We start from the raw sequence: 14039 nt of genomic DNA, 5'->3' as shown, positions 1-14039 counted from the left end.
GCCCAGCCCCCCAACAGACTTCTTCCGCCTCTCGCACTCATCTCCCAGGAGCATGCTGTGACCATCACCCAGCCCGATCTGAGCGTCTTCGAGACCGTGGAGTCGGAGGTGCGCAGCTACTGCCGTGGCTGGCCCACCGTCTTCGACCGCGCGCAGGGCAGCCGCATCACCGACGAGGACGGCCACACCTACCTCGACTTCTTCGCCGGCGCCGGGTCGCTCAACTACGGGCACAACAACCCGGTCCTCAAACGCGCCCTGATCGACTACATCGAGCGGGACGGCATCACCCACGGCCTGGACATGTCCACCACGGCCAAGCGGGCGTTCCTGGAGTCGTTCCAGAACATCATCCTGCGGCCGCGCGACCTGCCCTACAAGGTCATGTTCCCGGGCCCGACGGGCGCCAACTCGGTCGAGGCCGCGCTGAAGCTGGCCCGTAAGGTCAAGGGCCGCGAGTCGATCGTGTCCTTCACCAACGCCTTCCACGGCATGTCGCTGGGCGCCCTCGCGGTCACCGGCAACTCCATGAAGCGGGCCGGCGCCGGCATCCCGCTGGTGCACGGCACCCCGATGCCGTTCGACAACTACCTCGACGGCCAGACCCCGGACTTCCTGTGGTTCGAGCGGCTGCTGGAGGACCAGGGCTCCGGCCTGAACAAGCCGGCCGCGGTGATCGTGGAGACCGTGCAGGGCGAGGGCGGCATCAACGTCGCCCGCGCCGAGTGGCTGCGCGCCCTGGCCGCCCTGTGCGAGCGCCAGGACATGCTGCTGATCGTCGACGACATCCAGATGGGCTGCGGCCGTACGGGTGCCTTCTTCTCCTTCGAGGAGGCGGGCATCGTGCCGGACATCGTCACGGTCTCGAAGTCCATCAGCGGCTACGGCCTGCCGCTCGCGCTCACCCTGTTCAAGCCGGAGCTGGACATCTGGGAGCCGGGCGAGCACAACGGCACCTTCCGCGGCAACAACCCGGCGTTCGTCACGGCCGCCGCGGCGCTCGACACCTACTGGGCCGACGGGCAGATGGAGAAGCAGACCCTGGCCCGCGGTGAGATCGTCGAAGCGCACCTGAAGGCGATCGTCGAGGAGAACCCCGGCGCCTTCGCCGAGTACCGCGGCCGCGGTCTGGTGTGGGGCCTGGAGTGCAACGACAAGCCGCTCGCGGGGAAGATCGCCGCGCGCGCCTTCGAACTGGGCCTGCTGATCGAGACCTCCGGTCCGCAGAGCGAGGTCGTCAAGCTGCTGCCGGCCCTGACCACCACACCCGAGGAACTGGACGAGGGTCTGCGCATCCTCGGCCGCGCGGTCCGCGACTGCGCCTGACCGGCGTTCCGCACCGCACCGCACCACAGATACGACAGAAAGGCAGCCCGCACCGTGATCGTCCGCTCCTTCAAGGACATCGAAGGCACCGACCGCCACGTCAAGTCCAAGTCCGGCACCTGGGAGAGCAAGCGCATCGTGCTCGCCAAGGAGCGGGTCGGCTTCTCGCTGCACGAGACCGTCCTGTACGCCGGCACCGAGACGTCGATGTGGTACGCCAACCACATCGAGGCCGTCGTCTGCGTCGAGGGCGAGGCCGAGCTGACCAACGACGAGACCGGCGAGAAGCACCTCATCACGCCCGGCGTGATGTACCTGCTCGACGGGCACGAGAAGCACACCATGCGGATCAAGCAGGACTTCCGCTGCCTGTGTGTCTTCAACCCGCCGGTCACCGGCCGCGAGGACCACGACGAGAACGGGGTCTACCCGCTTCTCACCGAACCGGACCCCGAGCCCGAGACGGTCTGAGGCGACCTGACGCCTGCCCCGTCCGGCAGAGCCAGGAAGGTACGCAACGCGCGCCCGTATGCCAGATTCCGTACGAGAGGAGAGGAAGGCAACACCATGACCACCGCACCCGAGCGCACCGCCGACCTGTACCCGACCCGCGGCACCTCCGAGGTGATCACTCCGCGGAAGGACCCGGTGGTGTGGTCGCAGCCCGGAACGGCCGGCCCGTTCGCGCCGTCCGAGCTGAGCGACTTCGAACGCGACGGCTTCTTCGCCATCGGGGAACTGCTCACCGCGGAGGAAGTCGCGGTGTACCGCGCCGAACTGGACCGGCTGGTGCTCGACCCGACGATGCGCGCCGACCCGCGCTCCATCGTCGAGCCGAAGTCGCAGAGCGTCCGGTCGGTGTTCGAGGTGCACAAGATCAGCGAGGTGTTCGCCAAGCTGGTCGCCGACCCGCGTGTGGTCGGCCGTGCCCGCCAGATCCTCGGCTCGGACGTCTACGTCCACCAGTCGCGGATCAACGTGAAGCCCGGCTTCGGTGCCTCCGGCTTCTACTGGCACTCGGATTTCGAGACCTGGCACGCCGAGGACGGGCTGCCGAACATGCGCACCGTGTCGGTCTCGATCGCGCTGACGGAGAACTACGACACCAACGGCGGCCTGATGATCATGCCCGGTTCGCACCAGCACTTCGTGGGGTGCGAGGGCGAGACGCCGAAGGACAACTACAAGCGGTCGCTGCAGATGCAGGACGCGGGCATCCCGTCGGACGAGGTGCTGACGAAGATGGCGGACAAGCACGGCATCCGCCTCTTCACCGGCAAGGCCGGCTCGGCGACGTGGTTCGACTGCAACGCCATGCACGGCTCCGGCGACAACATCACGCCGTACCCGCGCAGCAACGTCTTCGTCGTCTTCAACAGCGTGGACAACACGGCCGTGGAGCCCTTCGCGGCCCCGGTCCGGCGCCCGGACTACATCGGCGCGCGGGACTTCACCCCGGTGAGATAGCCGTATGAGGTAGACCGGCGGAAGTACCGGTGGCGCGGCCGCCGCACAGCAGGGTCTGTGCGGCGGCCGCGCTGTGGTTCGGTCCTCCGTCAGCCCTCCAGCGCCGGGTAGTCGAGGTAGCCGGTGTCGTCGCCGCCGTACAAGCTCGCCCGGTCGGGGGTGTTGAAGGGGCCGCCGAGGGCGAGCCGGCGGGGCAGGTCGGGGTTGGCGAGGAACAGCGCGCCGTAGGCGAGCAGATCGGCCTCGCCCTCCTCGACGAGCCCGAGCTCCTCGGGGCCGGTGGGCCGGCCGTCGGTGGCGGGGTTGAGCAGGAACGTGCCGCCGAAGCGCTTGCGCAGCCGGGCCAGCAGGTCCGGGTCGCGGACGTCGCAGGTGTGCAGATAGGCCAGGCCCAGCGGGGCGATCGCCTCGATCAGCGTGGTGTAGGTGGTCTCGGGGGCGGGCTCGGCGATGTCGTTGAAGGGGTTGCCGGGCGAGAGCCGCAGTCCGGTGCGGTGCGCGCCGACGGCGTCTGCGACGGCCCGGACGACCTCGATGGCGAAGCGGGCCCGGGCCTCGTCGGAGCCGCCCCACTCGTCGGTGCGGAGGTTGGCGTTGGGCGCCAGGAACTGGTGGATCAGATAGCCGTTGGCGCCGTGGATCTCCACGCCGTCGAACCCGGCCTCGACGGCGTTGCGGGCCGCCGTGGCGAATCCGGCGATCGTCGCGGCTATCTCCTCGCCGGTCAGCTCGCGCGGGGTGACGAAGTCCGTCGGGCCCTCCTGGGTGAAGCCCTGGCCGGCCGCGGCGACCGCGGAGGGCCCGACCGGCACCAGGCCGTCCGGCAGCAGCACCGGGTGGCCGATGCGGCCGCCGTGCCACAGCTGGGCGAAGATCCTGCCGCCCGCGGCGTGCACGGAGTCGGTGACCGCGCGCCAGCCGGCGAGCTGCTCGGGGGTGTGCAGGCCGGGGGTCAACGGGTAGCCGCGGCCGACCGGTTCGGTCTGCGCGGCCTCGGTGATGATGAGGCCGGCCGAGGCCCGCTGGGTGTAGTAGCGGACCATCGACGGGGTGGGGACGCCCTCCTCGGTGGCGCGGTTTCTCGTCATGGGCGCCATCACGATGCGGTTGGCGAGCGGAATGCCGGCGAGCTCGAAGGGCTCGAATGCGGTGGTCACTGAGGGCCTCTCAACTACGGTGCGACGGCAGGGACATTGCCCATGACGGTTCGTCACCTTCCAACGCCCCGGGCCCGCCCGGCATTCCCGTCACCGGCCGGCTATTTCAGCAGCTCCAGCAGCCGTTCCACGTCGGCCGTCCCGTTGTAGAGGTGGAAGGCCGCGCGCAGCAGGCCGCCGCGCACCGAGATCCGCACGCCGGCCTCGGCCAGCCGCTCCTGCGCGTCGGCCGGTCCGGGGGCGGAGACGATCGCCGAGCCGGGCGCGCCGCGCGGGGTCAGGCCGCGTTCGGCCAGCCCGGCGCGGTACTGGTCGGCGAGCGCGGTGTTGTGGGCGTGGACGGCGGCCACGCCCAGCTCCTCGATGAGGCCCAGGGACGCCGCGGCGCCGACGTACGCGAAGTGGGCGTGCGGTTCGTCGTAGCGGCGGGCGGTGGCGGCCGGCCGGATCAGGCCGTAGTTGGACTCGCCGATGTCCTCGCCGGCCACCCAGCCGGCGTGCGGCGCCGCCGGCCAGGCGGGGCCGGTGCCGTCCGGGCCGCGGTCGCCGCCGAAGGCCATGAAGGTCGTGCCGCGCGGGCAGAGCAGCCATTTGAACGCGCCGCAGACCAGGAAGTCGTAGTCGGTGGCGGCCAGCGGCAGCCAGCCGGCGGCCTGGGTGGCGTCGAGGTAGGTGAGCGCCCCGTGGGCCGCCGCGGCCTCGCGCACCGCCGCGAGGTCGGCGATCCGGCCGTCGAGCGACTGCACGGCGCTGAAGGCGACCAGGGCCGTGCCGGGGCGCACCTCGTCGGCCAGTGCCTCCAGCGGAACGGTGCGCAGGGTGAGGTCGGGGTGGGTGCCGAGCGGGTTGACCAGGGAGCTGAAGTCGCCCTCGGGGGCGAGGACTTCGCTGCCGGGCGGGAGCGAGGCGGCGACGGCCGCGGACTGCACCGCGACCGAGCTGCCGATGGCGACGCGCTCGGCGGGGATGCCCAGCAGCCGGGCGAAGGCGGCCCGGGCGGCGGCCGGCGCGGCGAAGTAGTCGCGGCCCATCGTGCCGTAGGAGGTGGCTTCCTCGACGGCCGCGCGCAGGGCGTCGGCGCTGCGCCGTGGAAGCAGTCCGCTGGAGGCGGAGTTCAGATACGTCGTCTCGGGCGCGAATTCGGCCCCGCCGAGTGGCTCATGTCGCTGCATGTCCCCCACTGTGCTCGGCGGGGCACGCTCCGTCCACGGTGTTCCGGTCCGTGGTCGCGCCCGGTCGGCCGCCGGCCGGCGGTCAGTGGCCGGGCACCGCGCAGCCGTCCGGCCCGCAGACCTCCGCGTCGCCGGCCGGCACGATCTCCACCACACCGTCGGCGTGCGCCCGCTCCAGGGCCTCCCGGAAGACCTCGGCGGGCTGGCCGCCCGATATGCCGTAGCGGCGGTCGATGACGAAGAACGGGACGCCGGTGGCGCCGAGCTCGGCCGCCGCGCGCTCGTCGGCGCGCACCTCCCGGGCGTAGGCGTCGGGGTCGGCGAGCACCCGGGCGACCTCGTCGGCGGGCAGTCCGGCGCCGGTGGCGAGCTCGGCGAGGACGGCGGGGTCGCCGAGCGGCCGGGCCTCGGCGAAGTTGGCGCGGTAGAAGGCGTCGAGCAGCGCCTCCTGGCGGCCGTGCGCCGCGCCGAGGTGCAGCAGGCGGTGCAGGTCGAAGGTGTTGCCGTGGATGCGGTCGGAGCGGTAGCCGAGGCCCTCCTGGGCGGCCGCGGCGGCGACCCGGGCCTCCATCTGCTCGGCCTGGGCACGGCTGACGCCGTACTTGGCGGCGAGCATGTCGAGCACCGGGACGTCCGAGGCGGGCGGCGCCTTCGGGTCCAGCTCGAAGGAGCGGTGCACCACCTCGACCTCGTCGCGGTGCGCGAACGCAGCGAGCCCGGCCTCGAAGCGGGCCTTGCCGATGTAGCACCAGGGGCAGGCGATGTCGGACCAGATTTCGACGCGCATGTGCTGACTTTCCTCGTCGGGACGTGTGCTGCGTGCAACCGCGGGGGGCGCCGGGCTATTCCGCGGGTACCGTCCGGACATGACCTCGCCACAGGGATTCCTCGGGTTCTGGGAGACGACCGGCTCCGCGAAGACCTTCACCCACCCGCTCGATCCGGCCCTGCTGGACGCCTACGTACCGCGTCGGGCGCGGGTGCTGGACTACGGCTGCGGCTACGGGCGGCTGACCGCCGAGCTGGCGGGGCTGGGGTACCGGGGCGTGTGCGGGGTGGACGTCTCGGCGGCGCTGATCGCGCGGGGGCGGCGGGAGCACCCGGAGCTGGACCTGCGGCGGCACGCCGGGCTGCCGCTGCCGTTCGAAGCCGGGTCCTTCGACGCGGCGCTGCTGTTCGCGGTGCTCACCTGTGTGCCCACAGACGCGGACCAGGAGGCGATCACCGGGGAGCTGGGGCGGCTGGTGCGGCCGGGCGGGGTGCTGTACGTGAGCGATGTGCCGCTGCAGGAGGACGCGTTCAACCAGGAGCGGTACCGGCGGTTCGCGGCCCGGTACGGCACGTTCGGGGTGTTCGAGACGCCCGACGGCGGGGTCTTCCGGCACCACGCCCCGGATCGGCTGCGCGGGCTGGTGCGGGCGGCGGGCTTCTCGGTGGTGGCGGAGCGGTCCGGGTCGGTGGGGACGCTGGACGGGCGGCGGGCCGAGCGGCTGCAGCTCATCGCCCGGAGGACGGCGGATCCGGCGGCCGCCGCTGCGGACCGTCCGGAGCCGGGCCGGTCAGGTCCAGCGCCAGAGTGAGGTGGGTGGCGTCGGGCGCGGGGCGGCGGTCCGGGTCGGGGCGCCAGCCGAGCCGGTCGTAGAAGGCGCGGGCGCGGTGGTTGTGCCAGAGGACGTCGAGGACGGCGCGGGAGAATCCGGCCGTGCGCCAGGCGCGTAAACAGGCGGTGTGCAGGGCACGGCCGACGCCGGTGCCCCAGTGGGCGGGGGCGACGTGCAGCTGGTGGAGCGTGACGGTGGGGCGGGCGGTGCCGGTGCGCGGGGCGTTTCCCCGCGCCGTGGAGGCGTCGGGGAGGTAGGCGGCGGCGCCGACGACCGTGCCGTGCTGTTCGGCGCAGAGCGCGGGGGTGTCGGCGCGGTCCAGGACCCGGGCCCAGGCGTCGTGCCAGCGGGCCTGTTCGGCCGGGGTGTCGAAGGGCGTGCCGGGGTGGCGGGCGCGGTGGTACGCGGCGCGGGCGCCGGCGTGCAGGGCGGCGATCGCCGTCAGGTCCGCGTGGGTCGCGCCGCGGACCCGGAGGGCGGTCGTCTCGGGGGCCGGGCACACGCCGGGCCTCACCCGCCCTCGGGGCGGCCGTCGATCCGGCGCGGCAGCCCGAGGGGGTTGCCGTCGCGGAGTTCGGGCGGCAGCAGGGCGGGCGGGGTGTCCTGGTAGACGACCGGCCGCAGCCAGCGTTCCACGGCGGTGCCGCCGACGGAGGTGGCGGTCGAGGTGGTGGCCGGGTAGGGGCCGCCGTGGTGCTGGGCGGGGGCGACCGCGACGCCGGTCGGCCAGCCGTTGACGACGACCCGGCCGGCGAGCGGGGTGACCCGGGCGAGCAGCCGGGCGCCGAGGCCGCCGCCGTCGGCGCCGTCCCCGTCGGTGCCGGCGACCTCCGCGTCGCCGAGGTGGAGGGTGGCGGAGAGGTTCCCGGGCAGGCGGGCGAGGACGGCTCCGATCTCGGCCTCGTCGGTGTAGCGGGCGACGACGGTGACCGGGCCGAAGCACTCCTCCAGCAGCAGGTCGTGCGGGCCGTCGGCGGTGAGGCGGGCGGCCGGCACGGTGAGGAAGCCGGCGCTGACGGTGTGCTCCCCGCCGGCGCCCGGGGTCACCGGGGCCTCGACGTCGGGCAGTTCGGCGCGGCCGCGGACGCCGCCGAGGAACGCCTCGCGCATCCGCCGGTCGAGCAGGACCCCGGCCTCGGTGTCGCTGACCGCGTCGGTCAGCGAGGTCAGCAGCCGGTCCCCGGCCGGCCCGGCGGGCGCCAGCACCAGTCCGGGCTTGACGCAGAACTGGCCGGTGCCCAGGGTCATCGAGCCGGCCAGCCCGGCGCCGATCTGCTCGGCGCGTTCGGCGGCGGCGGCCTCGGTGACCACGACCGGGTTGAGGCTGCCCAGCTCGCCGTGGAAGGGGATCGGGTGCGGGCGGGCCGCGGCCGCGTCGTACAGGGCGCGGCCGCCGCGCACCGAGCCGGTGAAGCCGGCCGCGGCCACCAGCGGGTGGCGGACCAGGTCGAGCCCGGCCTGGAAGCCGTGGACGAGGTGCAGCACGCCGGCCGGCAGCCCGGTCTCGTCGGCGGCGCGGCGCAGCAGCGCGGCGCACAGTTCGGAGGTGGCCGGGTGGTCCGGGTGGGCCTTGACGACGACCGGGCAGCCGGCCGCGAGGGCGCTGGCGGTGTCGCCGCCGGGGACGGAGAAGGCCAGCGGGAAGTTGCTGGCGGAGTAGACCGCGACCACGCCCAGCGGGATCTTGTGGCGGCGCAGGTCGGGCCGGGGCGGGGTGAGGCCGGGGTCGGCGTGGTCGATCCGTACGTCGAGGAACGCGCCCTCTTCGACGAGGTCCGCGAAGGACCGCAACTGGTAGGTGGTACGGGCGAGTTCGCCGGTGAGCCGGCCGGGGCCGAGCGCGGTCTCGGCGTCGGCGGCCTCGATGACCGCCTCGCCCGCCTCGTCGAGCAGGCCGGCGGCGCGGCGCAGCAGTGCGGCGCGCACCCCGCGGTCGGCCAGCGCGTCCCGGACGGCGTGCGCGGCGCGGACCGCGCTGTCCACCTCGGCCGCTGTGGCCTCCACCGCAACCTGCTCCCGCCGCTTCCCGGTTCGGGGGTCGACACTCCAGACTGGTGCTGCCGCTGCCGCTGCCACCGTGCATTCCTCCCGGGTGATGCCGTGCCGAGCTCGTACTGCGTCGTGCCGCGTGGTCCTGCGTCGTGCGGGCCCGTCGCCGTGAGGGGTCCGGAACGTCCGCTCCCGGGCGTGGTGCCCGGTTTCCGGAGGCGCCCGGACCTTGCAGCGGACCGGACACCGTTCGATATGCTGAACGTCGTCCCAGATCTTGAACAATCGGGACTCTATGGCTGTCCGAACAGAGGGGTCAAGGGCGATGTCAGCTGCCGATTCCGGAGGATCGCAGGTCAAGTCCGCCGTGCGGACGGTGGAGCTCCTGGAGTACTTCGCGGGCAGCCCCGGTATGCACTCCCTCGCCTCCGTCCAGGAAGCCGTCGGCTACCCCAAGTCCAGCCTCTACATGCTGCTGCGCACCCTCGTCGACCTCGGCTGGGTGGAGACCGACGCGACCGGCACCCGCTACGGCATCGGTGTCCGCGCGCTGCTGGTCGGCACGTCGTACATCGACGGCGACGAGGTGGTGGCGGTGGCCCGGCCGACGCTGGACCGGCTCTCCGACGACACCACCGAGACCATCCACCTCGCCCGCCTCGACGGCACCAACGTGGTCTACCTCGCCACCCGGCAGTCGCAGCACTACCTGCGCCCGTTCACCCGGGTCGGCCGGCGGCTGCCCGCGCACTCCACCTCGCTGGGCAAGGCGCTGCTCGCCACGTACACCGACGACCAGGTGCGGGCGATGCTGCCGCCGGCCCTCGCGCAGCTGACCGAGCACACGATCACCGACCGCGAACAGCTCATCGAGGAGCTGCACGCGGTGCGCGAGCAGGGGTACGCGGTCGACCGCGAGGAGAACACCCTGGGCCTGCGCTGCTTCGGCATGGCGATCCCCTACCGCACCCCGGCCCGGGACGCGATCAGCTGCTCGGTGCCGGTGGCCCGGCTGACCCCGGCCCATGAGCAGATGATCAAGGACACCCTGTTCGACGCCCGCGACCGGCTGGCCCTGGCGACCCGGCGACTGTGAGACGTCCTTCCCGCCCCGACCGCCACGGTCACCGCCCCGGACGGGCCGGGCTCCGCCTGAGGGGCGGCCGCTGGGTGCACCTGATACTGGGCGGCGCGCTCCTGATGCCGTTCTACCTGGTGGCCTCGGTCGTCACCCCGCTGTTCTGGCCCGGCGCCGACCCGCTGCGCCAAGTGGCCGTGCAGTTCACCGCGTTCGGCTGCGCGCTGCCGCTCGCCGCGGTGGCCGGGCTGCTCTTCCCGCTGCTGCGCCCGCTGGAGGTGGCCGCCGTACGGTCCCTGTGCGGGGTGCCCGGGGAGCGGCTGGCGGACGGACCGGCGCTGACCTGGGCGGCCCGGCGGCGCAGCGCGCTGTGGTTCGTGGCGCATCTGACGGCCGGCGGCATCGTCAGCGGCATGACCCTGACCGCCCCGCCCGCCGCGGTGGTGCTGCTGGTACTGCCGTTCTCCGCGCCCCTCCGGGACTCCGTACCGGCCTGGACGCGGGACCTGCCCGGCGTGCTCGGCCCGCTCGCCGGGCTGGGGCTGCTGGGCCTCGTCCTCGGCACCGCCTGGGTGGCCGGCGCCCTGCTGGCCCGCTGCGCGCCGCCGCTGCTGGGGCCCACCCCCGCCGACCGGCTGGCCGCGGCCGAACGCCGCGCCGCCGACCTGGCGTCCCGCAACCGGCTGGCCCGCGAACTGCACGACGCCGTGGGCCACGCGCTCAGCGCCGTCACCCTCCAGGCGAGCGCGGCCCGCCGGGTCCTGGACGCGGATCCCGAGTTCGCCCGCCGGGCACTGGCCGCCATCGAGGACACCACCCGCGCCGCGGTCGCCGAACTGGACACCGTGCTGGGCCTGTTGCGCGAGGAGGACGGCTCCGACCCGACGCTGCCCGCGCCCACCCTGGACGCCCTGGAGGCGCTGCTGGACCGGACCCGGGCGGCGGGCGTGCCGGTCGAGGCGACCGTGCGCGGCCGCTGCGCCGGGCTGCCGCCGGTGGTCTCCCGGGAGGCGTACCGCATCGTGCAGGAGGGCCTCGGCAACGTCCTGCGGCACGCCGGACCGGTGCCGGTCCGGCTGCAACTCGGCGTGGACGACGGGGAGTTGACGCTTCGACTGGAGAATGCGCTGGCCGCGGCGGCACCGGAGGCGGCGCCCCGGGTGAACAGCGGACGCGGCCTGCGGGGCATCACGGAGCGCGCCCGGCTGCTCGGCGGGGAGGCGACCGCCGGACCGCGGGACGGAACGTGGCGGCTGACCGCCCGGCTGCCACTGGCGGAGACCACGCACGACACGACGGACGACACGGGGAACGGGGCGCCGGGCCGCAGACGGGCCGGGCCGGAGGGGGACGCACCATGACACAGGAACCGGCCACGGAGCCGTCGGCGGAGCGGGACGAGCCGCCGCGCACCCCGCCGCCGCTGCGCATCGTCCTCGCCGACGACGAGCGGATGGTGCGCACCGCGCTGCGCGCGATCCTGGGCGCCGAGCCCGACCTGGAGGTCGTCGGCGAGGCGTCCACCGGAGCCGAGGCGGTGCCGCTGATCCGGTCGCTGCGCCCGGACGTGGTGCTGATGGACGTGCGGATGCCGGAGATCGACGGGATCCGGGCGACCGAGCAGGTGCTCGCCGGGATGCCCGAGCCCCCGCGGATCATCGTCGTGACGACCTTCGAGAACGACTCCTACGTCTACGACGCGCTGCGCGCCGGCGCCAGTGGCTTCCTGCTCAAACGGTCCGGCGCGGACGAACTGGTGCAGGCGGTACGGCTGGTGGCGCGCAGCGACTCGCTGCTGTTCCCGGCCGCGGTGCGCCGGCTGGCCGCCCGGCACGCCGGGCAGCGGGCCGCGGAGGACACCGCCCGGCGGCTCCGGTCCCGGCTGTCGGACCGGGAGGGGGCGGTGCTGCGGCTGATGACCGCGGGCCTGACCAACGCCGAGATCGCCGATCGTCTGGGGGTGGGCCCCGCCACGGTGAAGACCCATGTGGCGGGGGTGCTGGCCAAACTCGGCGTGCGGGACCGCACCCAGGCCGTCATCACGGCGTACGAGTGCGGGTTCGTCCGCCCTACGGCCCCTCCCCCGGCCGGCCCCTGAGCGCGGCCAGCGCCTCCCGTACGGCGGTCAGGTCGTCGTTGCCGGCCAGGCCCGCGTGGTACAGGCGCAGCTCGTCGGCGCCCAGGCGGGCCGCGTGGGCGGCGTCGGCGGCGAGGGTGCGGGGGCTGCCGCCCATGCCGGAGACGATGGTGAGGTTGGCGGCGACCGTCGCGGCGGCGGGGCGCGGGCCGGCGAACGGGCCGAGCACCGCGGCGCGGGCCGCGGCGCCGCCGGTGCAGGGCAGGACCACGCCGTCCGCGTCGGCCAGCGCCTGTGCCGGGTCCACCCCGGGGTTCGCGCCGCAGCGGTGGGCGGCGGGATCGGCGTGCAGCAGCACCCGGAAGCCGTCCGGCGCGGCCGCCCGTACGGCGCCCACCACCGCGCGCCGCAGCCTCCGGGCGGCGCGGTCCCGCCAGGTGCGCAGCACACCCGCCGGCTCCGCGCCGAGCAGGGCCTCGACGGCGGCCCACTCCCCCTCCCGGTCCGTCGGCGCGGCCGCCGGGGAGGCCGTGCCCGCCGACCAGAGCGGCTCCAGGGCGCGCACCACCGCCGCCCTCAACTCCTCGGCGGACGCGCCCAGTCGGCGGTACCCCTCGGCGCAGACCGGGCAGAAGCAGACCGACATCAGGTACTGGGCGGCGCCGGAGAGCGGCACCCCGGCGATCTTGTCGTGGGCGTGCAGATGGGCCAGCCCGTACCAGCCGCAGGACTCCAGTTCCGTACCGCGGGCGCCCGGGCGGACCGCGGCCTCGGCGGCGAGGTCGACGAGGTAGCCGCGCACCTCGGGCCGGGCGATGCACGGCGCCCACGGGTAGGCGTCGCCGTAGGCGTTGCGGACCACGACGGACGGATGCTCGGCGCCCAGGCGGGAGTTGTGCGCCAGGACGACCCAGCTGTGCACCTCCAGGCCCGCGTCGGCCAGCGCCCGGGCGGCCGCGCCGAAGGGGTCCGGGCCGGCCACCCAGTCCGGGGTGTAGGGGCAAAGCTCCCGGCCGGCCCAGCGGGCGGGGTCCGGCGGGTAGAGGACGGCGGAGTGCCGGGCGGTGACGATGCGCTGGCGCGGGTGGCGCGGGGTGAGGGCGCGGGTGGAGTGGTAGGCGGCGGCCAGGGCGACCTGGTCGATGCCGAGACCGGCGAGGCGTGCGGGGGCGTCCGGGTCGCCGATGACGTCCCAGGGGTAGAGGAAGGCGGCGGCGCGCATCAGGCGCCGGTCCCGGGTGCCGCCGCGACCAGCGCCAGGCCGCGGTCGAGCAGTTCGGCCAGCTGCTCCAGATGTGCGGGGGACGGTGCGCTCAGCGGGGGCCGGACCTCGCCGACGTCCGGGCCGCGCAGCCGGACACCCGCCTTGACCAGCGAGACGGCGTAGCCGCGGCCCTGGTTGCGGAGTTCGACCAGCGGCCGGTAGAAGCCGTCCAGCAGCCGCTGCACGGTCTCCTGGTCGCCGGTGGTGAGCGCCCGGTGGAAGGCGAGGGCGATCTCGGGGGCGAAGGCGAAGACGGCGGAGGAGTAGAGGCGCACCCCCAGGCCCAGGTAGGCGGGGCCGGTGAGTTCGGCGGTGGGCAGGCCGTTGAAGTAGAGGAAGTCCTCGCCGGGGGCCTCGGTGCGGACCGCGCTGATGATGCGCTGCAGCAGATCGAGGTCGCCCAGGCCGTCCTTGAGGCCGATGATGCCCGGGGTGCGGGCCAGGGCGGCGACGGTGGACGGGGCGAAGACGGCGTTGTCGCGCTGGTAGACGATGACCGGCAGCGGGGTGGCGGCGGCGAGTGCGGTGTAGTGCCGCAGCAGGCCGTCCTGCCCGGCGACGACGAGGTAGGGCGGCATGGCGAGCAGTCCGTCGGCGCCCGCCCGGTGGGCGAGGCGGGCGAAGTGGGCGGCGAGCGCGGTGCCGTAGCCGGTGCCGGCGATCACCGGGACCCGGCCGGCGGCCTCCTCGACCGCGGCCGCGACGCAGTCGGCGAACTCCTCGGGGCCGAGCGCGTGGAACTCGCCGGTGCCGCAGCAGGCGAAGACCGCGGCCGCGCCCGCGTCGATGCCGCTTCGCACGTGGGCGCGGAAGGCCGTCAGGTCCGGGGCGCCGTCGGGGCCGTACGCGGTCACCGGGAAGAACAGCGGTCCGTCGAGGCGGTCGGCGAGCCGGGGGCCGGCCGCGGT

General features: G+C 74.6%; 14 protein-coding genes. 7 read left to right on the top strand and 7 right to left on the bottom strand.

From position 1 onward, the window contains the following. Positions 1 to 57 precede the first annotated feature (57 nt). The 3 genes from ectB to thpD all read left to right on the top strand — a co-directional run bounded on the left by ectB (position 58) and on the right by thpD (position 2793). Positions 58 to 1326: a diaminobutyrate--2-oxoglutarate transaminase gene (gene ectB / locus V2J85_RS17000; protein WP_261952179.1), complete on the top strand. Its 1269-nt coding sequence runs from the start codon at positions 58 to 60 to the stop codon at positions 1324 to 1326. Positions 1327 to 1380: 54 nt separating this feature from the next. Beyond that, entirely contained in the window at positions 1381 to 1797 is a 417-nt protein-coding gene (locus V2J85_RS16995; RefSeq protein WP_261952178.1) for an ectoine synthase, read from the top strand. Between the two features lie 96 nt (positions 1798 to 1893). Further along, complete coding sequence (thpD, locus tag V2J85_RS16990) at positions 1894 to 2793, top strand: ectoine hydroxylase (RefSeq protein ID WP_261952177.1); 900 nt, start codon at positions 1894 to 1896, stop codon at positions 2791 to 2793. A gap of 89 nt (positions 2794 to 2882) precedes the next feature. On the opposite strand, the gene V2J85_RS16985 is transcribed toward thpD, so the two are convergent. The 3 genes from V2J85_RS16985 to V2J85_RS16975 form a co-directional block, all read right to left on the bottom strand. Further along, entirely contained in the window at positions 2883 to 3950 is a 1068-nt protein-coding gene (locus V2J85_RS16985) for an alkene reductase (protein WP_330822070.1), read from the bottom strand. 101 nt (positions 3951 to 4051) lie between these two features. Then, positions 4052 to 5122, bottom strand: a complete 1071-nt coding sequence (locus tag V2J85_RS16980) for an aminotransferase class V-fold PLP-dependent enzyme (RefSeq protein WP_261952175.1) — start codon at positions 5120 to 5122, stop codon at positions 4052 to 4054. An 82-nt stretch (positions 5123 to 5204) separates the two neighbouring features. Then, positions 5205 to 5909, bottom strand: a complete 705-nt coding sequence (locus tag V2J85_RS16975) for a DsbA family oxidoreductase (RefSeq protein ID WP_261952174.1) — start codon at positions 5907 to 5909, stop codon at positions 5205 to 5207. 79 nt (positions 5910 to 5988) lie between these two features. On the opposite strand from V2J85_RS16975, the gene V2J85_RS16970 reads away from it, so the two are divergent. Beyond that, entirely contained in the window at positions 5989 to 6702 is a 714-nt protein-coding gene (locus V2J85_RS16970; RefSeq protein WP_330822069.1) for a class I SAM-dependent methyltransferase, read from the top strand. Here the strand turns inward: V2J85_RS16970 and V2J85_RS16965 are convergent. Together V2J85_RS16965 and V2J85_RS16960 are read right to left on the bottom strand one after the other, a co-directional pair. After that, positions 6620 to 7225, bottom strand: a complete 606-nt coding sequence (locus V2J85_RS16965; RefSeq protein ID WP_261952172.1) for a GNAT family N-acetyltransferase — start codon at positions 7223 to 7225, stop codon at positions 6620 to 6622. The two genes, V2J85_RS16970 and V2J85_RS16965, sit on opposite strands and share 83 nt — an antisense overlap. An 8-nt stretch (positions 7226 to 7233) precedes the next feature. Next, positions 7234 to 8799: an aldehyde dehydrogenase (NADP(+)) gene (locus V2J85_RS16960; protein WP_261952171.1), complete on the bottom strand. Its 1566-nt coding sequence runs from the start codon at positions 8797 to 8799 to the stop codon at positions 7234 to 7236. A 238-nt stretch (positions 8800 to 9037) separates the two neighbouring features. Here V2J85_RS16960 and V2J85_RS16955 point away from each other — a divergent pair, with 238 nt between their 5' ends. From V2J85_RS16955 to V2J85_RS16945, 3 genes are all read left to right on the top strand, one after another. Then, on the top strand, positions 9038 to 9808 hold the full coding sequence (locus V2J85_RS16955) for an IclR family transcriptional regulator (RefSeq protein ID WP_261952170.1): 771 nt from the start codon (positions 9038 to 9040) through the stop codon (positions 9806 to 9808). 104 nt (positions 9809 to 9912) lie between these two features. Next, complete coding sequence (locus V2J85_RS16950; protein WP_330822109.1) at positions 9913 to 11151, top strand: sensor histidine kinase; 1239 nt, start codon at positions 9913 to 9915, stop codon at positions 11149 to 11151. Next, entirely contained in the window at positions 11148 to 11888 is a 741-nt protein-coding gene (locus tag V2J85_RS16945) for a response regulator transcription factor (RefSeq protein ID WP_330822068.1), read from the top strand. Before V2J85_RS16950 ends, V2J85_RS16945 begins: the two co-directional genes overlap by 4 nt. Here the strand turns inward: V2J85_RS16945 and V2J85_RS16940 are convergent. Next, the gene (locus tag V2J85_RS16940; RefSeq protein ID WP_330822067.1) at positions 11860 to 13089 is read right to left on the bottom strand and encodes a hypothetical protein; all 1230 of its coding nucleotides are present in this window, start codon (positions 13087 to 13089) and stop codon (positions 11860 to 11862) included. The genes V2J85_RS16945 and V2J85_RS16940 overlap by 29 nt on opposite strands. Then, on the bottom strand, positions 13089 to 13985 hold the full coding sequence (locus V2J85_RS16935) for a 5-dehydro-4-deoxyglucarate dehydratase (protein ID WP_410011330.1): 897 nt from the start codon (positions 13983 to 13985) through the stop codon (positions 13089 to 13091). Before V2J85_RS16935 ends, V2J85_RS16940 begins: the two co-directional genes overlap by 1 nt. Positions 13986 to 14039: the final 54 nt, after the last annotated feature.

The sequence above is a fragment of the Streptomyces bugieae genome, assembly GCF_036352915.1.
Lineage (GTDB): Bacteria > Actinomycetota > Actinomycetes > Streptomycetales > Streptomycetaceae > Streptomyces > Streptomyces endophytica.
The sequence above is the reverse complement of the archived record's forward strand: the minus strand, read 5'-3'. Positions and strand labels throughout refer to the sequence as shown.